Here is a 25,847-nt window from a genome sequence, read left to right as displayed (position 1 = left end):
GCCATGAATTCGATGACCAACACAGCTTCAAGCGCCACGGCGCATTACCGGTTCAAGCCCTGGAATGTCGGGCGGATCGTCATCTGGTCGCTGTTTGCGATTGCCCTGATCGTTGCGCCCATGCTGTTTCGCAGCAGCCTGGCGCTGACCATGCTCTCGCAGATTGGCTACCTCATCATCATCTGCCTGTCCTACAACATGTTGCTGGGGCAGGGCGGCATGCTGAGCTTCGGCCATGCGGTCTACACCGGCCTGGGCTCGTTCATCGCCATCCATGCGATGAACATGGCGGGCAAGGGCAGCTTCAGCATTCCCCTGGTGCTCATTCCCATCGTGGGCGGGCTGGCGGGGGCGTTCTTTGCCATCCTGCTGGGTTTTGTCACGACCAAGAAGTCGGGCACCACGTTTGCCATGATCACGCTGGGTATCGGCGAGCTGGTGGCTTCGATGGCGCTGATGTTCCCCGAGTTTTTCGGGGGCGAAGGCGGCATCACCACCGACCGTGTCTACGGCCAGTCGTTCTTCGGCCTCACCTTCGGCCCTGCCATTCAGGTGTACTACCTGATTGCCGTGTATTGCTTCGTTTGCACGGCGGCAATGTTCGCCTTTACCGGCACACCGCTGGGCCGCATCCTGAATGCCGTGCGCGACAACCCCGAGCGTGTGGAGTTCATCGGCTACAACACGCAGCGCGTGCGCTACTTCGCCTTCATCATCGCGGGCTTCTTCGCGGGCATTGGCGGCGGCCTGGCCACGATCAACTTCGAAATCGTGACCGGCGCAGACAGCCTGAACGTGGTGCGATCGGGGGGCTACCTGTTGTTTACCTTCCTGGGCGGGGCCACTTTCTTCTTCGGCCCCATCATTGGTGCGGTGCTGCTGGTGCTGGCGTCGGTGCTGCTGTCCGAGCTGTCCAAGGCGTGGCTCTTGTATCTGGGCCTGGTGTTCCTGTTCATGGTGATGTATGCGCCCGGCGGCGTGGCGAGTTTGATCATGATGAACCTGCGCCTGGCCAAGTTCGGCAAGCTGCGCCAGCTCTGGACCTCGTACCTGGGCCTGGGCGGCACCGCCCTGGTGGGCGTGCTGGGCGCGGCCTGCATGATCGAGATGACCTACCACCTGCAGCTCAATGCGGCGCTCGGCTCCGAGTTGACGTTCCTGGGCGCAACGCTCAATGCCAAGGGCTTTGCCAGCTGGTTTGGCGCCATCTTCGTGATGGTGACGGGCTTTGGTCTTTTCGAGCTTTGCCGCCGCCAGTTTGTGCGCCAGTGGGGCAAGATCCAGGAAGAAATAGAACATGAAATCAAGCGCGGGGAGGCGATGTAACCATGGCGGCTGACAACGCAACCTACGCGCTCGAACTGCGCGACCTGCGCAAGAGTTTTGGCAAGACGGAGATCATCCGTGGCGCCAACCTGGCGGTGGCCCCTGGCGAGCGGGTGGCCATCATCGGCCCCAATGGTGCTGGCAAATCCACGCTGTTCAATCTGATCAGCGGACGTTTTGCGCCCACCAGCGGGGACGTGATCCTGAACGGCCAGCGCATCAATGGCATGGCACCGTACGAGATCAATCGCCGGGGGCTGTCTCGCAGCTTCCAGATCACGAACATCTTCCCCAAGCTGAGTGTGTTCGAGAACCTGCGCTGTGGCGTGCTCTGGAGCATGGGCTACAAGTACACCTTCCTGCGCTTCCTGTCGAATCTGCACGATGCCAACGAGCGCGCCAAGCAGCTCATGGAGATGATCAAGCTCGACAAGAAGCGCGACACGCTGGCGATGAACCTCACCTACGCCGAGCAGCGCGCGCTGGAAATCGGCATCACCATCGCTGGCGGGGCCAACGTGATCCTGCTGGACGAACCCACGGCGGGCATGAGCAAGACCGAAACCACCCGCTTTATCCACCTCATCAAGGAGGTGACCGAGGGCCGCACGCTGCTCACGGTGGAGCACGACATGGGCGTGGTGTTTGGCCTGGCCGACAAGATTGCCGTGGTGGTGTATGGCGAAGTGATCGCTTTCGACACGCCCGAAAAGGTGCGCGCTAACCAGCGCGTGCAGGAGGCCTATCTGGGCTCGGTCGTTGCAGACGAGCAAGGGGCGGGACACTGACATGCTGAAAATCGAGAATCTCCACGCCTACTACGGCAAGAGCCATGTGCTGCATGGCGTGACCTTTGATGTGCAACCTGGTGAAATCGTGGCCCTGCTGGGGCGCAACGGCTCAGGCCGCTCCACCACTGCCAAGGCCATCATGGGCCTGGTGGACTGGGAGGGCACCCTGAACTGGAAGGGGCAGGACCTGAACGGCAAAAAGGCCTACGAGATCGCCCACCTGGGGGTGGGCTATGTGCCGGAAAGCCGCGACGTGTTCCCCAACCTCACCGTGCACCAGAACCTGATGCTGGGCCAGAAGGGCAGTGGCAAGAACAGCCGCTGGTCGTTTGACGACATGTACGAGATGTTCCCCCGCCTCAAGGAGCGCCAGCACACCGAGGCGGGTGTGATGTCGGGCGGCGAGCAGCAGATGCTGACCCTGTGCCGTACGCTGATGGGCGACCCTGATCTCATCATCATCGACGAGCCCACCGAAGGCTTGGCGCCCAAGATCGTCGAGCTGGTGGGCCAGTACCTGCAGACCATCAAGTCACGCGGCATCTCGGTGCTGCTGATCGAGCAGAAGCTGACCATTGCGATGAAGATCTCGGACCGTGCGCTGGTCATGGGGCATGGCTCGATCGTGTTCCAGGGCACGCCGGACAGCTTGCGGGCCGATAACTACATCCGAAAAGAGTGGCTTGAAGTTTAGCGGGGCGATCCCCCTGAGGCGCTGCGCGCCTTCCCCCTTCTCTCGAATCGCTGCGCGACTCGGGAAGGGGGATGCAGCCCTCGCTGCTGGGCGGCCCTTGCTTGGCTGCACTGGCTTGGCTGCACTGGCTTGGCTGCACTGGCTTGGGGCGCGCTAGTTTCAGTGGCTGGCGCGCAAAGCGTAGTTCAGCTACAGCCGCCCACTATTACTTTCAGAGGCGCTCATGAACGGTAGCGCCTCTTTTTTTGCCTGTAGAAGCATCAGGCGAGGGGTTCTTTCCAACCCCCTTGTCCCGCCCGGGACAAATTGACACGCCAAATGGGTTTGAAGTCTCTACAATAAAAACGCACGATCGTTCTTTTTCACTTTCCAAGGAACAACAGCACCATGACCGCTGAATACAAAGTCCACGGCTCCGTTGCCGTGATCACCATGGCCAACCCTCCCGTCAACGGACTCGGTCTGGCGACCCGCCAGGGCATCGTGGACGGCCTTGGCCGCGCCAATGCCGATGCGGCGGTCACGTCCATCGTGATCACCGGTGCCGGTGGTGCGTTCTCTGGCGGCGCCGACATCAAGGAGTTCGGTACCGACAAGTCGCTGCAAGAACCCAACCTGCTGTCGGTGATTGCCGCCATCGAAAACTCGGCCAAGCCCGTCGTGGCCGCCATGCACAGTGTCGCCATGGGCGGCGGACTGGAGCTGGCCCTGGGCTGCCACTACCGCATTGCAGCGCCTGGCTGCTCCATCGCACTGCCCGAAGTCAAGCTGGGCCTGATCCCCGGCGCAGGCGGCACGCAGCGCTTGCCGCGCGTGATCGGTGTCGAAGCCGCGCTCAACCTCATCGTGAGCGGCGAGCCCGTCAAGAGCGAAATGATCGGCGCCGTGCCCGGCCAGAAGCTGTTTGACAAGATGGCCGCGTCGGCCGAATCGCTGGCCGCAGAAGCCCTGGCGTTTGCGCAGAGCGTGGCCGATGCCCGCCCGCTGCCCCTGGTGCGCAACTTCCCCTGCAAGCACCCCGAAGGCGATGCGTACTTCCAGTTCGCGCGCAACATGGTCAAGGGCATGGCCAAGAACTTCCCCGCGCCCGCCAAGTGCGTGGACGCGGTTGAAGCCGCCACCAAGAAGAAGTTTGCCGAAGGCATGCTGGTCGAGCGCGAGATCTTCATCAACCTGATGTGGACACCTGAGTCGCGTGCATTGCGCCACCTGTTCATGGCCGAGCGCGCCGCCTCCAAGATTCCTGATGTCGCATCTGACACCCCCAAGCGCGACATCAAGCTGGTGGGCGTGATTGGCGCGGGCACCATGGGCGGCGGCATCTCCATGAACTTCCTGAACGCGGGCATCCCCGTCAAGATTCTGGAAATGAAGCAGGAAGCCCTGGACCGTGGCGTGGCCACGATCAAGAAGAACTACGAAGCCCAGGTGAAGAAGGGCAAGCTCAAGCAGGACAAGTACGAGCAGCGCATGGCCCTGCTGAGCACCACGCTGAGCTACGACGACCTCAAGGACTGCGACCTCATCATCGAAGCCGTGTTCGAAGAGATGGGCGTCAAGGAAGCCGTGTTCAAGCAACTCGACGCTGTGGCCAAGCCCGGCGCCATCCTGGCCTCCAACACCTCCACGCTCGACGTGGACAAGATTGCAGCCTTCACCAAGCGTCCGCAGGACGTGGTGGGCATGCACTTCTTCAGCCCTGCCAACGTGATGAAGCTGCTGGAAGTGGTGCGTGGCAAGGAGACCGCCAAGGACGTGCTGGCCACGGTGATGGCCATCGGCAAGAAGATCAAGAAGACCTCGGTGGTCTCGGGCGTGTGCGATGGCTTCATCGGCAACCGCATGATCGAGCAGTACAGCCGCCAGGCCGGCTTCCTGCTGGACGAAGGCTGCACGCCCCAGCAGGTGGACAAGGCCATCGAAAAGTTTGGCTTTGCCATGGGCCCGTTCCGCATGGGCGACCTGGCCGGCAACGACATCGGCTGGGCTATCCGCAAGCGCCGCGCGGTGGAGCGCGCCGACATGAAGTACAGCCGCACGGCCGACAAGCTGTGTGAACTGGGCCGCTTCGGCCAGAAGACTGGTGCAGGCTGGTACGACTACCAGGCCGGCAAGCGCGATGCGATCCCGAGCGACCTGGTCAACAAGATGATCGAAGACCACCGCAAGGAACTCGGCATCACGCCGCGCAAGATTTCGGACGAAGAAATCGTGCAGCGCCTGGTGTTCGCCTTGGTCAACGAAGGCGCCCACATCCTGGAAGACGGCATCGCCAGCAAGTCCGGCGACATCGACATGGTGTACCTGACCGGCTACGGCTTCCCCATTCACCGTGGCGGTCCCATGCACTACGCCAGTGAGGTGGGTCTGTTCAACGTGGTGCAGGCCATGGACCGTTTTGCCAAGAACCCGCTGGATGACGCAGCGTTCTGGAAGCCCGCTCCGCTGCTGGCCAAGCTGGCCGCCGAAGGCAAGGCCTTCCAGTAAGCAGCCCGCGTGCACCCATCCACAGAATCAAAGGAATTCACATGACCTCCGCAGTGATTGTTTCCACCGCCCGTACGCCACTCGCCAAGAGCTGGAAGGGTTCGTTCAACATGACGCACGGCGCCACCCTGGGCGGGCATGCCGTGCAGCACGCCGTGCAGCGCGCTGGTATTGATGGTGCTGACGTGGACGACGTCATCATGGGTTGCGCCACGCCCGAAGGCGCCACCGGCAGCAACATCGCGCGCCAGATCGCCTTGAAGGCCGGTCTGCCCATCACCGCCTCCGGCGTCACGGTCAACCGCTTCTGCTCTTCGGGCCTGCAGACCATTGCCATGGCCGCCCAGCGCATCATTGCGGGCGAGGCCGATGTGTTCGTGGCCGGTGGTGTCGAAAGCATCTCCTGCGTGCAGCAAGAGATGAACCTGCACATGATCCAGGATCTGGCCTTGGCCAAGCAAAAGCCTGAGATCTACTGGAGCATGCTGCAGACCGCCGAGCAGGTGGCCAAGCGCTACAACATCGGCCGCGAAGCCATGGACGAATACGGTGCTGCCAGCCAGCAGAAGGCCTGCGCAGCCCAGGCGGCCGGCCTGTTCGACGCCGAAATCGCACCCATCACCGTGACGGCCGGTGTGGCTGACAAGACGCTGGGTCTGATCACCAAGCAAGTCACGGTGAGCAAGGACGAAGGCACGCGCGAAGGCACCACGGTGGAAGCCATCCAGGGCCTGCGCTCGGCGCTCCCCGGTGGCCTGATCTCGGCCGGCAACGCCAGCCAGTTCTCCGACGGCGCCGGTGCCTGCGTGGTCACCAGCGAAGACTACGCCAGCAAGAAGGGCCTCAAGCCCCTGGGCCGTTTCCTTGGCTTTGCGGTGGCCGGTTGCGAGCCTGACGAGATGGGCATTGGCCCCGTGTTCGCCGTGCCCAAGGTGCTGAAGAAGCTGGGCCTGAAGGTGGAAGACATCGACCTGTGGGAGTTGAACGAAGCCTTTGCCGTGCAGGTGATCTACTGCCGCGACAAGCTGGGCATCCCGGCGGACCGTCTGAATGTGAACGGCGGTGCCATCGCCCTGGGCCACCCCTACGGTGTGTCGGGCCAGCGCCTCACCGGGCATGCGCTCATCGAAGGCAAGCGCCGTGGTGCCAAGCGCGTGTGCGTGACCATGTGCATTGGCGGCGGCATGGGCGCTGCGGGCATCTTCGAGGTGTTCTGACCACGGCGGCACCCGGGCGCGTCACCCGCATGCACCCCGGCAGGGCTTCGCCCGAGGTCCGCCCGGCGCATGCAGGTGGTTCGCTGTGCCGGGTGCTTGCGGGCAGTCCTTGGTGTGTGGGGCCCCGGTGGCCAGGTGACAGCGGCCGGGGGCCGTGAGGGGAGGGGGCGCGACAGGCTACAAATTGTTGCCTTGTGGAACTCGGTCGGTGCCTGCGGGCAGCGGTTGCGCGGGCAGAATCCGGCGCGGCCGGTGGCCACCTCGGTGACCGTTCCACGCTCCATTCCCTTCCCTTCACCCAACGGTACTTCCCATGCGTTGCACGTCCTCCCTTCGCCTTTTTGCCGCACTGTCCGCGCTCACCGTGGCATGCGGTGCCCATGCCCAGAGCTTCAAGCTCCAGCTGCCGCTGGAGTCCGACCCGGACGTGGTGCTGCAGGAGGTGGTGGTCGATGCCAAGCAGACCCGCGTCACGCTGCTGGTGAAGAACAGCACGAACGAGGCATTCGAGGCCTGCGCGCAGCCCACGGGTTCGCCCGATGCGTTCACCCTCAAGGACCTGGGCAGTGGCACGGTACTGCAGCAGCAGTCCATCGGTGGGCTGACGCTGTGCAATGTCAAGATGGATGTGGTCAAACCCGGCCGCAGCAAGTTTTTGAAGATCACTTTCCCGCCGCTCCCCGCTGGTGCCACGCGCCTGCAACTGGGAGAGGCCAGCTGCCAGCCCAGGCCCGATTCGGACATGGAGTTCTGGTGTTTCAAGAACATCGTGCTGCCCGCACGCTGATCCTTGCGCAGAGCAGGAGGAGCGCGGGCATGCCAACCACAAGGAGACCCCATGACCTTGCGTTCCACGCTCAACTTCCTGCTCTACGACTGGCTGGGCGCCGAGGCCCTCACGGCCCGCACGCGCTTTGCCGACCATTCGCGTGAGACCTTCGATGCGGTGCTCGACACCTGCGAGCGCATCGCGCGCGAGAAGTACGCCCCCTTCAACCGCACGGTAGACACCGAAGAGCCGCATTTCGACGGCGAAAAGGTGATCCTGCCCCAGGCGACGTACGAGGCCCGCAAGGCCTACGCAGAATCCGGCCTGCTGTCGGCTGCGCAGGACTACGAGATCGGCGGCATGCAGCTGCCCTACACGGTGGAGGCGGCGGCCAACAGTTTCTTTGCGGTGGCCTCCATCAGCATCGGCTCCAACCTGCTCACCTCGGGCAATGCCAACCTGCTGATGGCGCATGGCACTGCACTGCAGAAGGAGGTGTTTGCACTCAATGAATTCAATGGCCGCTGGTCGGGCACCATGTGTTTGTCCGAACCCCAGGCGGGCTCGTCGCTCTCGGACGTGGCGACACGGGCTGTGCCCGACGGGGCCGGTTTCGAATCCGACCCGCTGGGCCCACGCTACCGCCTCACCGGCAACAAGATGTGGATCAGCTCGGGCGACCACGAACTCACCGAGAACATCGTGCACCTGGTGCTGGCCAAGATCCCCGGGCCGGACGGCAAGCTGGTGCCCGGCACCAAGGGCATCTCGCTCTTCATCGTGCCCAAGAAGATGGTCGATGCACAGGGCCAGCTGACTGGCGTGCGCAACGATGTGGCGCTGGCGGGCCTGAACCACAAGCTGGGCTGGCGCGGCACCACCAACACCTTGCTCAACTTTGGCGAAGGCAGGTTCCCCGTGGACGGCCAGGCAGGTGCCGTGGGCTACCTGGTGGGCCAGCCCGGCAAGGGCCTGCACTGCATGTTCCACATGATGAACGAGGCGCGCATTGGCATCGGCATGGCCGCCACCATGCTGGGCCTGGCGGGCTACTACGCCAGCCTGGACTACGCCAAGAACCGCCCGCAGGGCCGCCCGGTGCAGGGGCCCAAGGAAGCGGCGGGAGCGTCTGCCGTGGTCAAGGACGTCGCCCAGCCCCAGGTGCGCATCATTGAACACGCAGATGTGAAGCGCATGCTGCTGGCCCAGAAGTCGTATGGCGAAGGCGCACTGGCGCTCAACCTTTTTTGCGCCAAGCTGGTGGATGAGCAGCACACGGGCGACGCTGCAGCCGCCGATGAAGCGCGCCTGCTGCTCGAAGTGCTCACGCCCATTGCCAAGAGCTGGCCCAGCGAGTTCTGCCTGGAGGCCAACAGCCTGGCCATCCAGATCCACGGTGGCTACGGCTACACGCGCGACTTCCCGGTGGAGCAGTACTGGCGCGACAACCGCCTGAACATGATCCATGAGGGCACGCACGGCATCCAGGCCATGGACCTGCTGGGCCGCAAGGTGCTGATGGAAGGCGGGCGTGGCCTGCAACTGCTGGCCGGGCGCATCAACGCCACCATCGAACGCGCGATCCAGGTGCCTGCGCTGGCGGCCCATGCCAACGCACTGGGCGCGGCGCTGCAGCAGGTGGGCGCGGCCACCAAGGCCGCCTGGGCCACGGGCCAGCCCGCCGATGCCCTGGCCAATGCCGTGCCCTACATGCAGGCCTTTGGCCACACGGTCCTGGCCTGGGTGTGGCTGGACCTGGCCTTGGCCACGCTGGCCGACGATGCTGCACTGGCGCAGCCTGCCAGCGTGGGCCGCATGGGGGCGATGCGCTACTTCTTCCACTACGAGCTGCCCAAAATCGGCGCCTGGCTGCAGGTGGTGAGCACGCGCGATGCCACCTGCGCGAGCTTTCCCGAGGACGCTTTCTGACCATGGCTGCGCCCCATACATTGCAGCGACTGCACAAGCTGATCTGGGTGCTCATCTACGGCGGCCTGCTCACGCTGGTGCTGGGCCTGGCCACCGGGCGCAGCGACGCTGACCTGGGCTGGAGCCTGGTGCTGGGCGGTGGGCTGGCGGCCGCCGTGGGCGTGGTGCTGATTGCCGTGCGCGCGCGCCTGAAAACAGACTGAGCTTGCTGCCGAGGTGGCACTGAAGCTGCGCCGAAGTTGCGCCGACACGGGGGCGACACAATGGCCCCGCGTTGCGCCGCACAATGGCTGCTGCAAACACCGGCCCGATGGTTGACGATCGGCGCCGAGAATGTTCCCATAAACCCAAGGAGACACCATGACACGCACTATCCAACAACTGTTTGACCTGACCGGAAAAACCGCCCTGGTGACCGGCGGCTCGCGCGGCCTGGGCCTGCAACTGGCGCATGCGCTGGGCGAGGCAGGCGCCAAGATCATGCTCAGCTCGCGCAAGGCCTCCGATCTGGAAGAAGCTGCGGCCGAACTGCAGGCCGCAGGCATCGATGCCCGCTGGATCGCCGCCGACTGCGCCAACGAGGCCGACATCCGCCGCCTGGCCGATGAAACCCTGGAGCGCCTGGGCCATGTGGACATCCTCATCAACAACGCCGGTGCCGCCTGGGGCGCGCCCGCCGAAGACCACCCCGTGGAAGCCTGGGACAAGGTGATGAACCTCAACGTGCGCGGCTATTTCATCCTCAGCCAGCACATTGCCAAGCACAGCATGATTGGCCGCCGCAGCGGCAGCATCATCAACGTGGCGTCCATCGCAGGCCTGGGCGGCAACCCCAAGGGCATGAACACCATTGCCTACAACACCTCCAAGGGCGCGGTGATCAACTTCACACGTGCGTTGGCCGCCGAATGGGGCGCGTACAACATCCGCGTCAATGCGATCTGCCCCGGCTTCTTCCCGAGCAAGATGACGGTGGGGACGCTCAAGGCCATGGGCGAGGAAGCGCTGGCTGCGCACGCCCCGCTGGGCCGCCTGGGCGACGATGAAGATTTGAAGGGCCTGTGCGCGCTGTACGCGTCGGATGCGGGCAAACACATCACCGGCCAGTGGCTGGCGGTGGATGGGGGCGTGAGCATCGTTACGGGAGGGTGAATTCGGTACATCCCCCTGAGGCGTTGCGCGCCTTCCCCCTTCTCTCGGCTTCACCGGGAAGGGGGACGCAGCCCTCGCTGCGGGGCGGCCCTTGCTCGGCTGCCCTGGCGGGGCCGCGCCAGTTTTTGAGTTTGTGTACTGAGGACATGCCGTGAAAAGTTTTGGTGTCGAAATCCCCTTTGTCAGCCACCTCGGCTTTACGCTGCACCGCATGGAAGGTGGCGAGTCCGAGCTGCGCTACGAAGCCAAGCCCGAGCATCTGAACTCGTTTGACGTGACGCATGGCGGTGCGTCGATGACGCTGCTGGACGTGACCATGGCCACGGCCGCGCGCAGCGAGACGCCGGACATGGGCGTGGTCACCATCGAGATGAAGACCAGCTTCATGCAGCCCGCGCGCGGGCCGCTGGTGGCCAAGGGGCGGCTCATCCACCGCACCGCCACCATGGCGTTTACCGAGGGCACGGTGTACGACGCGCAGGGCCGCATCTGCAGCCATGCCACGGGCACGTTCAAGTACGTGCGGCGCCTGCCGGTGGACAACCGCAGCACCAACGGGCTCAAGGTGATTTCCACCGATTGAGTCCTCCATTTTTGAATAAAAATGGCCATTTCCGCGCAATGGATAAGCGCTTGTAGCTATTAAATTGATAGTGATTTCATTCTGAAGGAGCCTCTCATGCCACGCAACCAACAAATCGTTCTCGACAACCGTCCCCACGGCGAGGCCGTGGCCAGCAACTTCAAGCTGGTGGTGGCGGACACCCCCGAACTCAAGGACGGCGAAGTGCTGGTGCGCCACCATTTCCTGAGCCTGGACCCCTACATGCGCGGCCGCATGAACGAGAGCAAGAGCTACGCGGCGTCGCAGGCGCTGGGCGAAGTCATGATCGGTGGCACCGTCGGTGAGGTGGCCGAGAGCAAGCACCCCAAGTACGCGGTGGGCGACAAGGTGGTGGGCATGGGCGGCTGGCAGGAGTACAGCGTGGTCAATGCCGAGCAGCCCGGTGCGCTGCGCAAGGTCGATACGACCCATGTGCCGCTGTCGCACTACCTGGGCGCCGTGGGCATGCCGGGCGTGACGGCCTGGTACGGCCTGGTCAAGATCATTGCGCCCAAGGCGGGCGACACCGTGGTGGTGAGCGCTGCCACCGGCGCCGTGGGCAGCGCCTTTGCCGCTCTGGCCAAGGCGCGCGGCTGCCGCGCGGTGGGCATTGCAGGCGGTGCCGACAAGTGCAAGTACGCCGTGGACGAGCTGGGCTTTGACGCCTGCATCGACTACAAGCAGCACAGCGACGTCAAAGCGATGTCCAAGGCCCTGAAGGAAGCCTGCCCCAACGGCATCGACGGCTACTTCGAGAACGTGGGCGGCTGGATCATGGACGCCGTGATGCTGCGCATGAACGCCTTCAGCCGCATTGCCCTGTGCGGCATGATCGCTGGCTACGACGGCGCGCCGCTGCCCATGGCCAACCCCGCGCTCATGCTCATCAACCGCATGAAGGTCGAAGGCTTCATCGTGAGCGAACACATGGAAGTCTGGCCCGAGGCGCTCAAGGAGCTGGGCACTCTGGTCGGCACCGGCAAGCTGCGCCCGCGCGAGACCATTGCCCACGGCATTGCCGCTGCGCCCGAGGCCTTCCTGGGCCTGCTCAAGGGCAAGAACTTCGGCAAGCAACTGGTGAAGCTGATCTGATGGCGCTGCGTTGGCTTTGGGCCCGCTTCGACGACCTGGGTGTGCACGCCCTGCACGACGCGCTGGCGCTGCGCTGCAAGGTCTTCATCCTGGAGCAGGGCCCCTACCAGGACCCGGACGGGGCGGACAAGCAATCACATCACCTGCTGGGCTACGACGAGGCGGGCGTGCTGCAAGCCTGCCTGCGCGTGGTGGACCCAGGCGTGAACTACCCCGAGCCCTCCATCGGCCGCGTGGTCACCGCCAAGGAAGCGCGTGGCAACGGCACGGGCCGGGCGTTGATGGCGGAGGGCATTGCCCGCTGCACCCAGGCCTGGCCCGGCCGGGGCATTCGCATCAGCGCGCAGGCCCATCTGCAGGGCTTCTACGGCAGCCTGGGCTTTGAGGCCGTGTCCGACGAATACCTGGAAGACGACATCCCCCACGTCGAAATGCTGAGACGGGGTGACCACCCCGCTGCCTGAGGAGCCGCCATGACCGCTGCCACCCATGAAGTGTTCAACCAGAGCACGCCCTGGGCCGATGTGAACCTGTTCACCACCAACCAGCCGCTGCAGGACGCGCTGCGCCTGCATGCCCCCGGCCTGCCGTTGGAGGGCCTGACGGCGCTGGGTGCGGAGATGGGCTCGGCAGAGATGCAGGCCCATGCGCGCCTGGCCAGCACCTACAAGCCGCAGCTGCGCACCCACGATCGCTTCGGTCATCGCGCCGATGTGGTGGAGTTCCACCCCAGCTACCACGCGCTCATCGGCGCCGCGCTGCGCCACGGCCTGCATGCCACGCCGTGGTCGCGCCAGGACACGGGCCATGCGCACATCGAGCGGGCCGCAGGCTTCATGCTGTTCACCGAAGCCGAACCCTCGGTGCTGTGCCCCGTGTCGATGAGCTACGCCGTGACCCCGGCATTGCGCGGCAATTCAGCGGTATGGGCGGATTGGAGCAAGGGTTTGGCGAGCACGCAGTACGACCCGCGCCTGGCGCTGTTCTCGCAAAAATCCGCGCTCACCATGGGCATGGGCATGACCGAGAAGCAGGGCGGATCGGACGTGCGCGCCAACACCACCCAGGCCGTGCCCGATGGCGAGGACGCCTGGGGCGCGCGCTACCGCATCACGGGGCACAAGTGGTTCTTTTCCGCACCCATGTGCGATGCTTTCCTGATCCTTGCGCAGGCGCCCGGCGGGCTCACCTGCTTTTTCCTGCCGCGTGTGCTGCCCGACGGTGGTGAAGGTGTGGTCAACACCATCCGCATCCAGCGCCTGAAGGACAAGCTGGGCAACCACGCCAACGCCAGCTCCGAGGTCGAGTTCATCGGCGCCACGGCCTGGCGCGTGGGCGAGGAGGGGCGCGGCGTGGCGCAGATCCTGGAAATGGGCACCATGACGCGCCTTGACTGCGCGCTGGGCACCAGCGGTCTCATGCGCCAGGCGCTGAGCATTGCGCTGCACCACACGCGCCAGCGCTCGGCGTTTGGCAAGAAGCTCATCGAGCAGCCGCTGATGCGCAACGTGCTGGCCGATCTGGCTCTCGAAAGCGAAGCGGCCACCGCTCTATCCATAAGGCTTGCCAGCGCTTTTGACCGCAAAGGCAAGAGCGAACACGAGGCCGTGATGGCCCGCCTGCTCACACCCGTGGCCAAGTTCTGGGTGTGCAAGCGCGGCAGCGCGTTTGCGCAAGAGGCCATGGAATGCCTGGGCGGCAACGGCTATGTGGAGGAGGGCGGTGAAGGCACCATGGCCCGCATCTACCGCGAAATGCCGCTCAACTCCATCTGGGAAGGCGCGGGCAACATCATGGCGCTGGATCTGCTGCGCGCCGTGCGCCGCGCCGACACCGCTGCGGCCTTGGCCGAAGAACTGGCCCCCGCACGCGGCGCCCACCCGGCACTCGACCGCATGGCCAGCGCGCTGCCGCTGCGCGTGGACGCCATGACCACCGAAGCCGAGGCCCGTCGCCTGGCGCAGGACGTAGCCCTCGCCGTTCAGGCCGCGCTGCTGTACCGCAGCGCGCCCGGCGCCGTGTTCAGCGCGTTCTGCGATTCGCGCCTGGGTGGCGACTGGGGCTACAGCTTTGGCACGCTCGGTGCGGGTGTGGACCTGGATGCCATCCTGGCCCGCGCGCTTCCGGCCTGATTCACCTCACAGAATTTTGCGGAGACCCATGATGTCCCACCTCATCCTGCACCACTACCCCTCGTCCCCGTTCTCCGAAAAAATCCGGCTCGCGCTGGGCTACAAGCAGCTGGCCTGGAAGTCCGTGATCATCCCCAGCATCATGCCCAAGCCCGATGTGGTGGCGCTCACGGGCGGCTACCGCAAGACGCCGTTCTTGCAGATCGGTGCTGACATCTATTGCGACTCCGCCTTGATCTGCGATGTGCTGGAGCACGAGCAGCCCGAGCCGGTGCTCTACCCACCCCACCTCAAGGGCGTGTCGCGCGTGTTTGCGCAGTGGGCCGACACCACGCTGTTCTGGGCCGCCATGGCCTACAACCTGCAGCCCAGGGGTGCCGCCGCCATGTTTGCCAACCTGCCACCCGCTGCTGCCCAGGCCTTTGGTGAAGACCGCCGCGAGATGAGCGCGGGCATGCAGCGCCTGCGCCCGGCCGACGCCACGGCCGCCTACCGCTCGTACCTGCGCCGCATCGCCCACATGGCCGAAGAGCACGACTTCCTGTTTGGCGCCGAGCCCTGCCTGGCCGACTTTGCGGCCTACCACCCGCTGTGGTTCACGCGCCAGTGCGTGCCGGTGATGGCCGACATCTTTGCCGCCACGCCCGCCGTGCTGGAGTGGATGGACCGCATGGCCGCCCTGGGCCATGGCCGCATGGAGAAGTTCAGCGCGCAGGACGCCATCACCGTGGCTGCGGGCATGGACCCGCTGCCCCTGATGGACGACCTGTTCCAGGACGAGCACGGCATCCCGCTGGGCAGCCAGGTGGCCATTGCCGCCGAGAGCTTTGGCACCGAACCCACCGAGGGCGAGCTGATCGCCGCCACCCGCACCCGCTACACCCTGCGCCGCACCGACCCGCGTGCGGGCACGGTGCATGTGCATTTCCCACGCATCGGGTATGTGCTGCGGGCTGTGAAGGCCTGACGGCGGCGCCGCGCGAAAGGCTTGGTGTGTTGCTTGCTGTCAGTCCACGCCTTCCCGGTCACCTCACACCCACACCCGTTCGGGCTGAGCCTGTCGAAGCCGGGGCAACCCTCGCGCGCACCCTTCGACAAGCTCAGGGCGAACGGTAGGGCGATGGATGACTCGGTGACCGTACGGATGAACCGACCCATGCCCTGTGGCTGCCCCTCCCACAACACCACACACCACTTCAAGGAGACAAAACCATGATCGACAACTTCGCGGGCAAAACCGCCGTCCTCACCGGCGCAGGCTCGGGCTTTGGCCTCGAATGCGCGCGCATTGGCGCCCGCCTGGGCATGAACCTGGTGCTGGTCGATGTGCAGCAGGACGCACTCGACGCCGCAGCCGCTGAGGCGCAGGCCGCAGGTGTGCAGGTGCTGGCGCGCAAGGTGGATGTGTCGAACGCTGCGCAGATGGAGCAGCTGGCCGCCGATGTGGAGCAGCGCTTTGGTGCGCCGCACCTCGTGTTCAACAACGCCGGCGTGGGCGCGGGCGGCCTGGTGTGGGAGAACTCGGTCAAGGACTGGGAATGGGTGCTGGGCGTGAACCTGTGGGGCGTGGTGCATGGCGTGCGCCTGTTCACGCCCATGATGCTGGCCGCAGCCAAGGCCGACCCCGCCTGGCGCGGCCACATCATCAACACCGCCAGCATGGCCGGGCTGCTCAATGCGCCCAACATGGGCATCTACAACGTGAGCAAGCACGCAGTGGTGGCGCTGTCCGAGACACTGCACCAAGACCTGTCGCTGGTTACCGACCAGGTCACGGCCAGCGTGCTGTGTCCCTTCTTTGTGCCCACCGGCATCAGCCAGAGCCACCGCAACCGCCCGCAGGACATGGCCGCCGACAAGCCCACCAAGAGCCAGCTCATCGGCCAGGCCATGAGCGACAAGGCCGTGGGCAGCGGCAAGGTGACCGCCGCCGAGGTGGCGCAAAAGGTGTTCGACGCCGCCGCCCAGGGCCAGTTCTATATCTACAGCCATCCCAAGGCCATCGCCTCGGTGCAGACGCGCATGGAAGACGTCATGCTGGGCCGCAACCCCACCGACCCATTTGTGGGCAAGCCCGAGGTAGGCGCGCAGCTGCGTGCGGCTTTGAGGGCTGAATAGGCGCTCTCCGCGCTATCCATATGCTTTTGTTGCTATTAAATATATAGCGTATGTCATTGCAGGCACTCACCGCCCCCGGGGAACAGGGCGCAGCCAGCGGCTACGCCCTGTTCCCCACGGCCATCGGCCACTGCGGCATGGCCTGGCACGGGGCACTGCTGGTGGGCGTGCAACTGCCCGAGGACGCGGGCGAGGCCCAGACGCGCGCCCGCATGCAGCGGCGGTTTCCACAACTGGCCGAATGCACGATGCCACCGCCGGTGGCAGCGTGGGCTGCGCGCGTGGCGGCCCTGCTACAAGGGGCGCACGACGACCTGTGTGACGTGCCCCTGGCCCTCGACACCGTGCCGCCCTTCAATGCCCGCGTGTATGCCTTGGCCCGCCGCATTCCACCGGGCAAGACCATGACCTACGGCGAAATGGCCGCAGCCCTGGGCGAGCCCGGCGCCGCCCGCGCCGTGGGCCAGGCGCTGGGCCACAACCCGTTTGCGCCCGTGGTGCCTTGCCACCGCATCCTGGCCGCCAATGGCCGGACGGGCGGCTTCTCGGCCGGTGGCGGTGCGGCCACCAAGATGCGCATGTTGGGTATCGAAGGGGCCTGCCTCGGCGGTACCTTGCCTCTGTTTGCGCACGACGAGTAAGCAACTCCGGACGGCATTGCTCAATCGTCTGCAGCGCTGTCAACGTGGCTCACCCGGATTCCATACCGGGCGCGCAGGGTCGCCAAGGGCATGTCCAGGTACTCGGGCGGGGATGTCCATGGCCAGCGCATGGTTTGCCGGGAACAACGCCACCAGGTGCGCGGCACGGCCCATAGCGTGGCGCCCAGGTTGCGCAGCACGTCGGCGGCGTGCAGTTGTCCATAGATCGCACGCGACTCGTGCAGCGCATATCCCTTGAGCACGGCCAGCCCCTCGGTGGTGCCGCGCAGGCTGGCGATTTTGACCACTGCTTCGTCGGGCAGGCTCGTGCTGCAGCCGTAGAGCACGTGCACCGTGTCATGGCATCGAAAAAACAGTTGCGCCTCAGCCGACAGATCGCCGCCCCGCAACAAACTGGGGTGGGCTGCAAAGTACTCGTCCAGGCCCTGCCGCAGCGTCTGTGTCGAGTGCTGGTGCTGGTAGTGCAGCAACGAAGAATGGGGCATGGGCGGGGCGGTGTGGCATGGGCCTGTTTCGCATTGTTTGCCATGCGGGTGAGGCCTGCAAGGCCTGGGCGCCCCGTGCCTCTCTCCATATTGGCGTGACATTGGCATGTTCGCAAACCAGGCTGCACGCTCGGCATTTGCGGTGCTACATTCGTCAGAGCGTCTGGCCCTACACCTACTGCAGATTGTCCGCACCATTCCCTGCTGCCCCACAGGAACCCGCCTATGTCACCGGAACGCGAGCGACTCAACCGGATGCTCTTTGATGAGTACATCGCGATGTACGCCGCGCGCGACCTGCGGCTGCTGGACCGCTTCAGCGACAACTTCAGCGGCTTTTCGGGCAGCAGCGACAGGCTGGTGAAGACCCGCGCCGAGTGGATCGAGACCACGCGGCAGGATTTTTTGCAGGTGCCCCAGCCCATCGTGATCGAGATGCTGGACCTGTTCACCCAGGAGCTGGGCGATGACCTGCTGGCCGCCACCGCCTTCTTCCACATCCACCTGCCCATCCCCGACGCACTGTTTGCCCGCGAAACCGCACGCAAGGTCGTGCTGTTCCGGCGCGAGGCCGGTGCGGGCCAGGAATCAGGTGACTGGAAGATCGTGCATGTGAGTGTCTCCATCCCCTACGGCACTGCCCGGGGCGACGAGGTCTATCCCATCGAAGAGCTGCGCCAGCGCAACCGCGAGCTGGAGGCGCTGGTGGCCGAGCGCACCCAGGCCCTGGCCCAGGTCAACCACCGCCTGGAGCTGCTGAGCAACACCGACGGCCTCACCGGCATTGCCAACCGCCGCCATTTCGACGACGCCCTGGCGCGCGAATGGGCGCGGGCCCAGCGCGCTGCTGCGCCGCTGGCGCTCATCCTGCTGGATGTGGACGTGTTCAAGCACTTCAACGACCACTACGGCCACCTGGCAGGGGACGCCTGCCTGCGCACCCTGGCCACCACCTTGGCGCAGGTGGGTGCACGGCGCGAGGGCGAACTGGCCGCACGTTTTGGTGGCGAAGAGTTTGTGGTGCTGCTGCCCGGCTCCGATCTAGCCGCCGCCGCCGAGGTGGCGCGCCATGTGCAAGAGGCCATCCACCAACTGGCGCTGCCCCACGAAGGCGCGCCCCACGGCATCGTCACCGTGAGCTTTGGCGTGGCCAGTCTGCAGCCCCAGCGCGACCAGTTGCCCGAAGAGCTGGTGCGCCGCGCCGACCGCGCCATGTACCGCGCCAAGCAGGGCGGGCGCAACCGGATCGAGCTGGCGGCTGCATGATGCGCTGGCACCTCTTGGCACCTCGTGACGGCTCGTGACGGCTCGTGACGTGTCTTTGCGCACACTGAGCAGGCGCAAAAACCGTTCGGGCGGAGACTGTCAAAGCGCGGCGCAGGGCTTCGACGGGCTCAGCCCGAACGGTATTGAATCATTGAGTGCGAATCCGTAAGCCACGTTGGGGCTCCGAACCCACGCAGCTAGCAGTGCCGCTAGCAGGGCCTACCGCGCCCCCAGCTTCACGACCTCTTCCGCCACACCCCGCACTGTCAGCGGCGCGCAGCCCTCGGCATGGTTGCTGATGGTCACCAGCGCGTTTTGCCCCCGGCCCGTGACGCCCGCAATCACCGCGGCCAGCGCCGCCCGCGTCTCCAGGTCTGGGTGGTGCAGGCGGTCGTAGGGCTCGTACAGCCGCTCGGCATCTTCATAGCCATAGGGGCCATGCACCGGGTTCAGGTTCCACCGGCACACCAGGGGCCCGGGCCACAGCGCGCGCAGCATGGGCAGCTGGGCCTGCAGCGGCGGCATCTTGGCGTGCAGGCCCAGGCAGTAGGTGGCGCCAGCTTCGCGCAGCACGGCGGCAAAGTCCGGGGTCAGCCATTCGGGGTCGCGCACTTCCACCGCAATCACCCCATCGGGCGCCGTGGGCGCGAGGGCGGGCAGGGCGAGCAGCATGGTGCGCAGGCGCTCCAGCAGCAGCGGCAGGCGGTCCAGCTGCGCCAGCGGCAGGGGGCTGAGCTGGAACACCAGCGCGCCCAGCTTGTGCCCCAGGCCCTGCAGCGCGGGCTCCACACACTCGCTGCGCGCCAGCTCGGGGCTCAAGAACGCCGGGTTGGGCTGGCGGCCCCGGCCGTCCTCGCTGCGCACCAGCGCATCCGTCACCACGCTGGGCGCCTTCACCACAAACCGGAAGTCGTCAGGCACCTGCGACGCATAGCGCTCAAACTGGCTCACCGTGAGCGGGCGGTAAAAGCTGCGGTCAATGCTCACCGTGCGCATCAGCGGGTGCTGCGCATATACGGCCAGCCCTTGCTTGGAGAGCTGTGCGTCGGAATGCTCGCCCTCCCACACCAGCCCTTTCCATCCCGGGTAGGTCCACGACGACGTGCCCAGCCGCAACTGCGCAGGCAAGGCGGCTGCCAGGGTTTTCAACGCATCGTCGGGAACGACAGGCGCCACCGTTCCAGACCGCGTGCGCCGCGCAGGGGGATCTTCCTTTTTGGCCGGGTGCTGAGAGACAGGCGCCTGCGCTGCAGCCCCCTCCGCTAAGGGCTTGGGCAATGTGTCGCCAAAAAGATCATCTTGCATGCGCAGTCAATCAGCCATGGGGCCGGGGCGGGCAGCGTAGCCAGCGGGCCTGCTAAGAACCGCCAAACAACCCGCCCTCGTCGAGCAGGTCAAACGTGATCTGCGGCTGCGCATCCATGCTCTTCTTGATGGCCGCCGGAATGGCCTGCCGCGTCTTGCGGCACAGCCCCGGCTGCTCATGCACCAGGATCGCAATGCCCCGCAGGCTGCGCACCTCGTGCGGGCTTTGCGTGATCGACAGCCGAATGCCCAACTGCTGCTCCATGCGCTCCTGCATCTTGCGCAGGTCCGCCAGGCTGGCCAGGTTTTCGAGCCGGTCCAGCATCTTTTTCTCTTCGGTGCGCGTGAGCATCAGGATGCGGACGTCCCCACTGGGTGCCTGCAGCAACGCATCCCGGTCGCAGACGCAGGTGCCTGGGGGGCATTCGGTGCGGATGGGGAAGGAGGGGAGGGGCATGGAGCGTGCGAGAGCGGTCCACCATTTTAAGAAGGCGCGAAAGCGCTGCGCGCTCCACAAACAAAAAGGGCTCCCAAAGGGAGCCCGATCTGCCTGCCCGCCCCTGCGGTTCAGTTAACACTCCCCATGGCAGCAGCACCCGCAAATGCAAAGTGCCACCGCCATGGGAAGTCCCGCAACTGCTTCAATCCAACTCAAGCAGTTGGTCTACCAATTACATGGCGCTGAATTCGCCGTGGGGGATCTGGCCCGTGCGCACGGCTTCGGCAGCCTGGGCACGCACTGCAGCGCGGTCGGCGTTGGACTTGTAGGTCACGACGCGCGAGCCTGCGGGTTCCATGCTGTGGGTCTTGGCTTCCACTACGGCTTCGGCTTGCACTTCAGCGCGGGTGCGGTTCGTGTCGAACTTCAGGGCGAATTGCGAGCCATCGGCTTCGTCGGCATGGGCGCCAAACGAGGCGAAAGCAGCAACAGCAGCGATGGAGAGGAAACGGGCGGTCTTGTTCATGATGAAAATCCTTAAAAGCTAAAAAAGCGTCTCAAAAAAGCCGGGTCAAAAACCATTCCTGAACCGGTTCGGTGAGTCGCCTTGCGGGTTCGGCTCATCGATGGGTTGAACTGTACGCCGATGGTGTTCAAAGAAAAACCACCCAGTCGCAAACTAACTGTTCCGGTATTGAGAACAATCGACGATCCGGCCGCTGAGGGCCGGGGAATGGCCAAACCGCCTGTGGCAAACTCCCGCGCTTCGCCTTTTGTTCCTATCGTTAGACCGCGTCTGAGAGAGTTTTCCCCCATGCAGCAGATCGTTCGGCAGTTGGCCGCAGAAATCAAAGTCAGTGAATCCCAGGTGCGCGCAGCGGTGGAGTTGCTGGATGGAGGGGCCACGGTGCCCTTCATCGCGCGCTACCGCAAGGAGGTGACGGGCGGGCTGGACGACATCCAGCTGCGCGAGCTGGAGGCGCGCCTGTCGTACCTGCGCGAGCTGGAAGACCGCCGCGTGGCCGTGCTCAAGGCCATTGACGAGCAAGGCAAGCTGACCGACGCACTGCGTGCTGCCATTGCGGCCGCGCCCACCAAGCAGGAGCTGGAAGACATCTACCTGCCGTTCAAGCAAAAGCGCCGCACCAAGGGCCAGATTGCGCGCGAGTTCGGCATTGAGCCACTGGCCGACAAGCTGTTTGCCGACCCCACGCTGGACCCGGCTGTAGAGGCCGCCGCGTTCACCAAGCCGCCCGAAGTGCTGGACGATGGCAAGCCCGGTGCCGATTTCTCTACCGTGCCCGCCGTGCTGGATGGCGTGCGCGACATCCTGAGCGAGCGCTGGGCCGAAGACCCGGCCCTGGTGCAGAACCTGCGCGAGTGGCTGTGGGCCGAGGGCCTGCTGCGCAGCAAGAAGGTGGAGAGCAAGAACGAGAACGACCCTGAGGTCTCCAAGTTCCGCGATTACTTTGACTACGACGAGCCCATTGGCCGCGTGCCCTCGCACCGCGCGCTGGCGGTGTTTCGGGGCCGAGGTCTCGAAATCCTCGAAGCCAAGCTGGTATTGCCGGTAGAACCCGAGCCGGGCAAGCCCAGCCTGGCGGAAGGCAAGATCGCGCTGCACCTGGGCTGGAGCCATGCGGGCCGCAAGGCCGACGATCTGATCCGCAAGTGTGTGGCCTGGACCTGGCGCGTGAAGCTGAGCCTCTCGACCGAGCGCGACCTGTTTGCCCGCCTGCGCGACGAGGCCGAGAAGGTGGCGATCAAGGTGTTTGCCGACAACCTGCGCGACCTGCTGCTGGCCGCTCCGGCCGGCCCGCGCGTGGTGATGGGCCTGGACCCCGGCATCCGTACCGGCGTGAAGGTGGCCGTGGTGGACGCCACGGGCAAGCTGGTGGAGACGGCCACGGTGTACCCGCACGAGCCCAAGCGCGACTGGGACGGTTCGCTGTTCACCCTGGCCAAGCTGGTGGAAAAGCACGGCGTGAACCTGATTGCGATTGGCAACGGCACGGCCAGCCGCGAGACAGACAAGCTGGCCGCTGACTTGATCAAGATGGCCGCCAAGGCCGACCGCACCATCGAGAAGGTAGTGGTGAGCGAGGCGGGCGCCTCGGTGTACTCCGCCAGCGAATACGCATCGCAAGAGATGCCCGACGTGGACGTGAGCCTGCGCGGCGCCGCCTCCATCGCCCGCCGCCTGCAGGACCCGCTGGCCGAGCTGGTGAAGATCGACCCCAAGAGCATTGGCGTAGGCCAGTACCAGCACGACGTGAACCAGAGCGAGCTGGCGCGCACGCTGGGCACGGTGGTGGAGGACTGCGTGAACTCGGTGGGTGTGGACCTGAACACGGCCAGCGTGCCGCTGCTCAGCCGCGTGTCGGGCTTGTCGGGCAGCGTGGCCAAGGCCGTGGTGCGCTGGCGTGAAGCCAATGGTGCGTTCAAGAGCCGCAAGCAGCTGATGGACGTGGCGGGCCTGGGCGCCAAGACGTTTGAGCAGAGCGCGGGCTTCTTGCGCATTCGCGGCGGTGAGAACCCGCTCGACATGACGGGTGTGCACCCCGAAACCTACCCCGTGGTCGAGCAGATCATGGAAAAGACGGGCAAGCCGGTGGCCGAGATCATGGGCCGCGCCGACATGCTCAAGACCCTGAAGCCCGAGTTGTTTGCCAACGAGAAATTTGGCGTGATCACCGTCAAGGACATCCTGGCCGAACTGGAAAAGCCCGGCCGTGATCCACGCCCCGACTTCAAGGTGGCGCGCTTCAACGATGGCGTGGAAGACATCAAGGACCTGAAGGAAGGCATGGTGCTGGAGGGCACGGTGAGCAACGTGGCCCAGTTTGGCGCCTTTGTGGACCTGGGTGTGCATCAGGACGGCCTGGTGCATGTGAGCCAACTGGCGCACAAGTTTGTGAACGACGCGCGTGAGGTGGTCAAGACCGGCGACATCGTCAAGGTCAAGGTCATGGAGGTGGATGTGGAGCGCAAGCGCATCGGCCTGTCGATGAAGCTGGACGCCGCGCCGCGCCAGCAGGGTGACCGCGACCGGGGACCGCGCGACAACCGTTTTGAAGGTGCAGGCCGGGGCTACGCCCAGCCGCCGCGCCGTGGCAACGAGGCGGCCCAGCCATCGGCCATGGCCTCGGCATTTGCGAAGTTGCAACAGGCCAAGGGCCGGTAACTGCGGGCTGGCGGTGGGGCCCTGCGGGGGGCCATAATCGCCAGCACCCCCACCACAACAGGTGCCCTGTCCCATGGAGTTGAACGCACTGCTGGCCCAACCTGTGGCACTGCCCAGCCTGCCGCGCGCCGTGGCGCTGCTGATGAGCGAACTGGCCCAGAGCGAACCCAGCCTGCGCCGCCTGAACCAGCTGTTTGGCACCGACCCGGCCCTGGCCGCGCGCCTGCTGGAGCTGGCCAATTCCCCCACCTTCCAGTTGCCGCGCCAGATCGCGGGTATCCCCGAGGCGCTGGCGCTGCTGGGCATAGCCCAGTTGCGCACGCTGGTGTCGTCGGCGCCGCTGGGCACCACTTCGCGCTCGGTGCCAGGGGTGAACATGCAGCAGTTCTGGCGTTACAGCCTCAACACCGCCAAGCTGGCCCGTTCCCTGGCGGGCATCGTGCACCAAAACCAGATTGCGGCCTACACGGCGGGCTTGCTGCACGCGGTGGGCGAGCTGGTGATCCACCTTGCCGACCCGGAGAAGGCGCAGTCGGTCAACACCCTGGTGGCACCCTTTGACCTGCGCCGCGACAAGATCGAGCAGCGCATCTTTGGCTACAGCTACGGCCATGTCACGGCCGGCTGCGCGCGCCGCTGGCAACTGCCCGAGGTGGTGATCGACGCCCTGCAGTACCAGAGCGCGCCGTTCGACAACAAAGCCTATGAGCCCCTCGCGGGCGTGATCCACCTGGCCGCCTGGCGAGCGCGTGCTCGCGAGGCCGAGCTGGGCGAAAAGGAGCTGGCCGTGTCTTTCCCCGGTGAAGTGGGGCTGACCCTGGGCCTGGATATTGACATGGTGCTGCAGCAGGATCCCATCGACTGGACAGCGAAGCCGGAAGTGGCGGATTTTGTGGTGTAGGCCCCTGGGGCCTGCGCAGCTTGGCGACAGTCCGCAGCGTGCTGCTTTGCGACAATCGCCGCCATGAAAGCACTGCGCATCCACGCCGGCCCCCGCGCCCGACAACACCTTGAACGCAACGGCCTGCAGCCCGGCGATGTGGGCGTGATCCCTGCTGCCGCAGGGGGGCCCAAGGGGCTGATCCTGGGGCCGCTGGACCGGTTCATTTTTGGGGAGTGGCTGCCACGGTCGGACCAGCCCGTGCATCTGGTGGGCGCATCGATTGGCGCGTGGCGGATGGCCACCGCCTGTCTGCAGCAATCGGTGGCGGCGTTCGAGCGGCTGGAGCATGACTACATCCACCAGGACTATGAGCTGCCCCCGGGCAAGAAACACCCCACGGCGGCCCATGTGAGCGAGCGGTTTGGGCGCAACCTGGATGCGTTTTATGGCGGGCGGGTGGATGAGGTGCTGAGCCACCCGCGCTATCGCCTGCACATCATCACGTCGCGTGGGCGGCACCTGCTGGGGCGCGAGCATGGCGTGGCAACGCCGCTGGGCTACCTGGGCGCTTTCCTGACCAACACCGTCCACCGCAAGGCCATGGGGGCCTGGCTGGAGCGGGTGGTGTTCTCGTCGCCCGATGAATCGGTGCCGGGGGCGGCCTGTGCGGCCCTGCCGTTTGGCACATCGGACTACCGCACGCGGCAGGTGCGGCTCAGTTCGGCCAATTTCATGGCCGCGCTGCAGGCCAGCTGCTCCATCCCTTTTGTGCTGCAGGCCGTGCACAACATTCCGGGGGCGCCGCCCGGGGCGTACTGGGATGGCGGCATCACTGACTACCACCTGCATCTGGCCTATGATCGGGCGGGCTCGGATGCTTCTAATTTGATAGCTGAAAAGGCAATGGGGACGCGCGCAGACGGCCTGAAAACCTTGAAAAACGAGGGGGTGGATGCCATTGCGACAGGTGTGCGCCCGGGTTCTGCGGGCATCGTGCTGTATCCGCACTTTCAGCACCGGGTGGTGCCGGGCTGGCTGGACAAGGGCCTGAGGTGGCGCCACCGGGCCACCCCGGCGCTGGACAACATGGTGGTGCTGTCGCCCAACCCCGACTGGGTTCGCGCGTTGCCCAACGCCAAGCTGCCCGACCGCAAGGACTTCACCCACTACGGCACCGATAGCCGCGCCCGCGCCCAGGCCTGGCTGGGTGCCACCAGCGCCAGCCAGCAACTGGCGGATGAATGGGCCGAGTGGCTGCAGCGGCCCGACATGGGGGCTGTGCATCCGCTGTAGGTGGGGGTGAACGCGGTCT

24 protein-coding genes are annotated in these 25,847 nt (G+C 65.4%); 20 read left to right on the top strand and 4 right to left on the bottom strand.

What is annotated here, in order from left to right; genetic code table 11:
- Positions 1-3 precede the first annotated feature (3 nt).
- The 16 genes from AC07Z7_RS11420 to AC07Z7_RS11345 all read left to right on the top strand — a co-directional run bounded on the left by AC07Z7_RS11420 (position 4) and on the right by AC07Z7_RS11345 (position 16,952).
- Positions 4-1,326 (top strand): branched-chain amino acid ABC transporter permease, encoded by a 1,323-nt coding sequence (locus tag AC07Z7_RS11420; protein WP_494766298.1) that lies wholly within the window; start codon positions 4-6, stop codon positions 1,324-1,326.
- Positions 1,327-1,328: 2 nt separating this feature from the next.
- Entirely contained in the window at positions 1,329-2,114 is a 786-nt protein-coding gene (locus AC07Z7_RS11415) for an ABC transporter ATP-binding protein (RefSeq protein WP_063460508.1), read from the top strand.
- Between the two features lies 1 nt (position 2,115).
- Positions 2,116-2,811 (top strand): ABC transporter ATP-binding protein, encoded by a 696-nt coding sequence (locus tag AC07Z7_RS11410; RefSeq protein WP_108625343.1) that lies wholly within the window; start codon positions 2,116-2,118, stop codon positions 2,809-2,811.
- A gap of 387 nt (positions 2,812-3,198) precedes the next feature.
- Positions 3,199-5,298: a 3-hydroxyacyl-CoA dehydrogenase NAD-binding domain-containing protein gene (locus AC07Z7_RS11405; RefSeq protein WP_094290992.1), complete on the top strand. Its 2,100-nt coding sequence runs from the start codon at positions 3,199-3,201 to the stop codon at positions 5,296-5,298.
- A 41-nt stretch (positions 5,299-5,339) separates the two neighbouring features.
- The gene (locus tag AC07Z7_RS11400) at positions 5,340-6,515 is read left to right on the top strand and encodes an acetyl-CoA C-acyltransferase (protein WP_494766297.1); all 1,176 of its coding nucleotides are present in this window, start codon (positions 5,340-5,342) and stop codon (positions 6,513-6,515) included.
- A 313-nt stretch (positions 6,516-6,828) separates the two neighbouring features.
- Positions 6,829-7,302 (top strand): hypothetical protein, encoded by a 474-nt coding sequence (locus AC07Z7_RS11395; protein WP_494766296.1) that lies wholly within the window; start codon positions 6,829-6,831, stop codon positions 7,300-7,302.
- Between the two features lie 51 nt (positions 7,303-7,353).
- Positions 7,354-9,213, top strand: a complete 1,860-nt coding sequence (locus AC07Z7_RS11390; RefSeq protein ID WP_494766295.1) for an acyl-CoA dehydrogenase — start codon at positions 7,354-7,356, stop codon at positions 9,211-9,213.
- A gap of 2 nt (positions 9,214-9,215) precedes the next feature.
- Positions 9,216-9,416 carry a hypothetical protein gene (locus AC07Z7_RS11385; RefSeq protein WP_094290996.1) on the top strand — a complete coding sequence of 67 codons (201 nt, stop codon included), beginning with the start codon at positions 9,216-9,218 and terminating at the stop codon, positions 9,414-9,416.
- Positions 9,417-9,573: 157 nt separating this feature from the next.
- Positions 9,574-10,365 carry an SDR family oxidoreductase gene (locus tag AC07Z7_RS11380; protein WP_094290997.1) on the top strand — a complete coding sequence of 264 codons (792 nt, stop codon included), beginning with the start codon at positions 9,574-9,576 and terminating at the stop codon, positions 10,363-10,365.
- Between the two features lie 151 nt (positions 10,366-10,516).
- Positions 10,517-10,948, top strand: coding sequence for a PaaI family thioesterase (locus AC07Z7_RS11375; protein ID WP_108617928.1), 432 nt, complete (start codon positions 10,517-10,519; stop codon positions 10,946-10,948).
- Positions 10,949-11,044: 96 nt separating this feature from the next.
- On the top strand, positions 11,045-12,061 hold the full coding sequence (locus AC07Z7_RS11370; RefSeq protein ID WP_094290999.1) for an NADP-dependent oxidoreductase: 1,017 nt from the start codon (positions 11,045-11,047) through the stop codon (positions 12,059-12,061).
- Positions 12,061-12,525, top strand: a complete 465-nt coding sequence (locus AC07Z7_RS11365; protein WP_494766294.1) for a GNAT family N-acetyltransferase — start codon at positions 12,061-12,063, stop codon at positions 12,523-12,525. The genes AC07Z7_RS11370 and AC07Z7_RS11365 overlap by 1 nt, the downstream gene beginning before the upstream one ends.
- Before the next feature lie 9 nt (positions 12,526-12,534).
- On the top strand, positions 12,535-14,193 hold the full coding sequence (locus AC07Z7_RS11360) for an isovaleryl-CoA dehydrogenase (protein ID WP_494766293.1): 1,659 nt from the start codon (positions 12,535-12,537) through the stop codon (positions 14,191-14,193).
- Positions 14,194-14,224: 31 nt separating this feature from the next.
- Complete coding sequence (locus AC07Z7_RS11355; RefSeq protein WP_494766292.1) at positions 14,225-15,160, top strand: glutathione S-transferase family protein; 936 nt, start codon at positions 14,225-14,227, stop codon at positions 15,158-15,160.
- Positions 15,161-15,405: 245 nt separating this feature from the next.
- A complete protein-coding gene (locus tag AC07Z7_RS11350) occupies positions 15,406-16,311 on the top strand; it encodes an SDR family oxidoreductase (protein ID WP_494766291.1) in 906 nt (301 codons plus the stop codon).
- Between the two features lie 50 nt (positions 16,312-16,361).
- Positions 16,362-16,952 (top strand): methylated-DNA--[protein]-cysteine S-methyltransferase, encoded by a 591-nt coding sequence (locus tag AC07Z7_RS11345; protein WP_094291002.1) that lies wholly within the window; start codon positions 16,362-16,364, stop codon positions 16,950-16,952.
- Between the two features lie 20 nt (positions 16,953-16,972).
- On the opposite strand, the gene AC07Z7_RS11340 is transcribed toward AC07Z7_RS11345, so the two are convergent.
- Positions 16,973-17,458, bottom strand: coding sequence for a hypothetical protein (locus AC07Z7_RS11340; RefSeq protein ID WP_494766290.1), 486 nt, complete (start codon positions 17,456-17,458; stop codon positions 16,973-16,975).
- A gap of 225 nt (positions 17,459-17,683) precedes the next feature.
- On the opposite strand from AC07Z7_RS11340, the gene AC07Z7_RS11335 reads away from it, so the two are divergent.
- Positions 17,684-18,724, top strand: coding sequence for a GGDEF domain-containing protein (locus AC07Z7_RS11335; protein ID WP_494766289.1), 1,041 nt, complete (start codon positions 17,684-17,686; stop codon positions 18,722-18,724).
- Between the two features lie 219 nt (positions 18,725-18,943).
- On the opposite strand, the gene AC07Z7_RS11330 is transcribed toward AC07Z7_RS11335, so the two are convergent.
- From AC07Z7_RS11330 to AC07Z7_RS11320, 3 genes are all read right to left on the bottom strand, one after another.
- Positions 18,944-20,029 (bottom strand): DUF72 domain-containing protein, encoded by a 1,086-nt coding sequence (locus AC07Z7_RS11330; RefSeq protein WP_494766288.1) that lies wholly within the window; start codon positions 20,027-20,029, stop codon positions 18,944-18,946.
- A gap of 52 nt (positions 20,030-20,081) precedes the next feature.
- Positions 20,082-20,486: a hypothetical protein gene (locus tag AC07Z7_RS11325; protein ID WP_252661502.1), complete on the bottom strand. Its 405-nt coding sequence runs from the start codon at positions 20,484-20,486 to the stop codon at positions 20,082-20,084.
- Positions 20,487-20,700: 214 nt separating this feature from the next.
- Positions 20,701-20,994: a DUF4148 domain-containing protein gene (locus AC07Z7_RS11320; protein ID WP_094291007.1), complete on the bottom strand. Its 294-nt coding sequence runs from the start codon at positions 20,992-20,994 to the stop codon at positions 20,701-20,703.
- Positions 20,995-21,282: 288 nt separating this feature from the next.
- Between AC07Z7_RS11320 and AC07Z7_RS11315 the strand changes: the two genes are divergently transcribed.
- The 3 genes from AC07Z7_RS11315 (at position 21,283) to AC07Z7_RS11305 (ending at position 25,828) form a co-directional block, all read left to right on the top strand.
- The gene (locus AC07Z7_RS11315; protein ID WP_494766287.1) at positions 21,283-23,652 is read left to right on the top strand and encodes a Tex family protein; all 2,370 of its coding nucleotides are present in this window, start codon (positions 21,283-21,285) and stop codon (positions 23,650-23,652) included.
- Between the two features lie 73 nt (positions 23,653-23,725).
- On the top strand, positions 23,726-24,553 hold the full coding sequence (locus AC07Z7_RS11310) for an HDOD domain-containing protein (protein ID WP_094291009.1): 828 nt from the start codon (positions 23,726-23,728) through the stop codon (positions 24,551-24,553).
- Between the two features lie 63 nt (positions 24,554-24,616).
- Complete coding sequence (locus AC07Z7_RS11305) at positions 24,617-25,828, top strand: phospholipase (protein ID WP_494766286.1); 1,212 nt, start codon at positions 24,617-24,619, stop codon at positions 25,826-25,828.
- The last annotated feature ends 19 nt before the right edge of the window (positions 25,829-25,847 follow it).

This window comes from Acidovorax sp. GW101-11A03 (assembly GCF_059424825.1).
This window is presented reverse-complemented; position numbering and strand designations above follow the sequence as displayed.

Bases quoted from the DNA above. Each gene is read 5' to 3' on its own strand.
- AC07Z7_RS11355 (WP_494766292.1), top strand. From the start codon at position 14,225: ATGTCCCACCTCATCCTGCACCACTACCCCTCGTCCCCGTTCTCCGAA.
- AC07Z7_RS11365 (WP_494766294.1), top strand. From the start codon at position 12,061: ATGGCGCTGCGTTGGCTTTGGGCCCGCTTCGACGACCTGGGTGTGCAC.
- AC07Z7_RS11330 (WP_494766288.1), bottom strand. From the start codon at position 20,029: ATGCAAGATGATCTTTTTGGCGACACATTGCCCAAGCCCTTAGCGGAG.
- AC07Z7_RS11345 (WP_094291002.1), top strand. From the start codon at position 16,362: ATGTCATTGCAGGCACTCACCGCCCCCGGGGAACAGGGCGCAGCCAGC.
- AC07Z7_RS11400 (WP_494766297.1), top strand. From the start codon at position 5,340: ATGACCTCCGCAGTGATTGTTTCCACCGCCCGTACGCCACTCGCCAAG.
- AC07Z7_RS11315 (WP_494766287.1), top strand. From the start codon at position 21,283: ATGCAGCAGATCGTTCGGCAGTTGGCCGCAGAAATCAAAGTCAGTGAA.
- AC07Z7_RS11335 (WP_494766289.1), top strand. From the start codon at position 17,684: ATGTCACCGGAACGCGAGCGACTCAACCGGATGCTCTTTGATGAGTAC.
- AC07Z7_RS11310 (WP_094291009.1), top strand. From the start codon at position 23,726: ATGGAGTTGAACGCACTGCTGGCCCAACCTGTGGCACTGCCCAGCCTG.
- AC07Z7_RS11415 (WP_063460508.1), top strand. From the start codon at position 1,329: ATGGCGGCTGACAACGCAACCTACGCGCTCGAACTGCGCGACCTGCGC.
- AC07Z7_RS11405 (WP_094290992.1), top strand. From the start codon at position 3,199: ATGACCGCTGAATACAAAGTCCACGGCTCCGTTGCCGTGATCACCATG.
- AC07Z7_RS11395 (WP_494766296.1), top strand. From the start codon at position 6,829: ATGCGTTGCACGTCCTCCCTTCGCCTTTTTGCCGCACTGTCCGCGCTC.
- AC07Z7_RS11390 (WP_494766295.1), top strand. From the start codon at position 7,354: ATGACCTTGCGTTCCACGCTCAACTTCCTGCTCTACGACTGGCTGGGC.
- AC07Z7_RS11420 (WP_494766298.1), top strand. From the start codon at position 4: ATGAATTCGATGACCAACACAGCTTCAAGCGCCACGGCGCATTACCGG.
- AC07Z7_RS11325 (WP_252661502.1), bottom strand. From the start codon at position 20,486: ATGCCCCTCCCCTCCTTCCCCATCCGCACCGAATGCCCCCCAGGCACC.
- AC07Z7_RS11370 (WP_094290999.1), top strand. From the start codon at position 11,045: ATGCCACGCAACCAACAAATCGTTCTCGACAACCGTCCCCACGGCGAG.
- AC07Z7_RS11350 (WP_494766291.1), top strand. From the start codon at position 15,406: ATGATCGACAACTTCGCGGGCAAAACCGCCGTCCTCACCGGCGCAGGC.
- AC07Z7_RS11380 (WP_094290997.1), top strand. From the start codon at position 9,574: ATGACACGCACTATCCAACAACTGTTTGACCTGACCGGAAAAACCGCC.
- AC07Z7_RS11385 (WP_094290996.1), top strand. From the start codon at position 9,216: ATGGCTGCGCCCCATACATTGCAGCGACTGCACAAGCTGATCTGGGTG.
- AC07Z7_RS11340 (WP_494766290.1), bottom strand. From the start codon at position 17,458: ATGCCCCATTCTTCGTTGCTGCACTACCAGCACCAGCACTCGACACAG.
- AC07Z7_RS11320 (WP_094291007.1), bottom strand. From the start codon at position 20,994: ATGAACAAGACCGCCCGTTTCCTCTCCATCGCTGCTGTTGCTGCTTTC.
- AC07Z7_RS11305 (WP_494766286.1), top strand. From the start codon at position 24,617: ATGAAAGCACTGCGCATCCACGCCGGCCCCCGCGCCCGACAACACCTT.
- AC07Z7_RS11360 (WP_494766293.1), top strand. From the start codon at position 12,535: ATGACCGCTGCCACCCATGAAGTGTTCAACCAGAGCACGCCCTGGGCC.
- AC07Z7_RS11410 (WP_108625343.1), top strand. From the start codon at position 2,116: ATGCTGAAAATCGAGAATCTCCACGCCTACTACGGCAAGAGCCATGTG.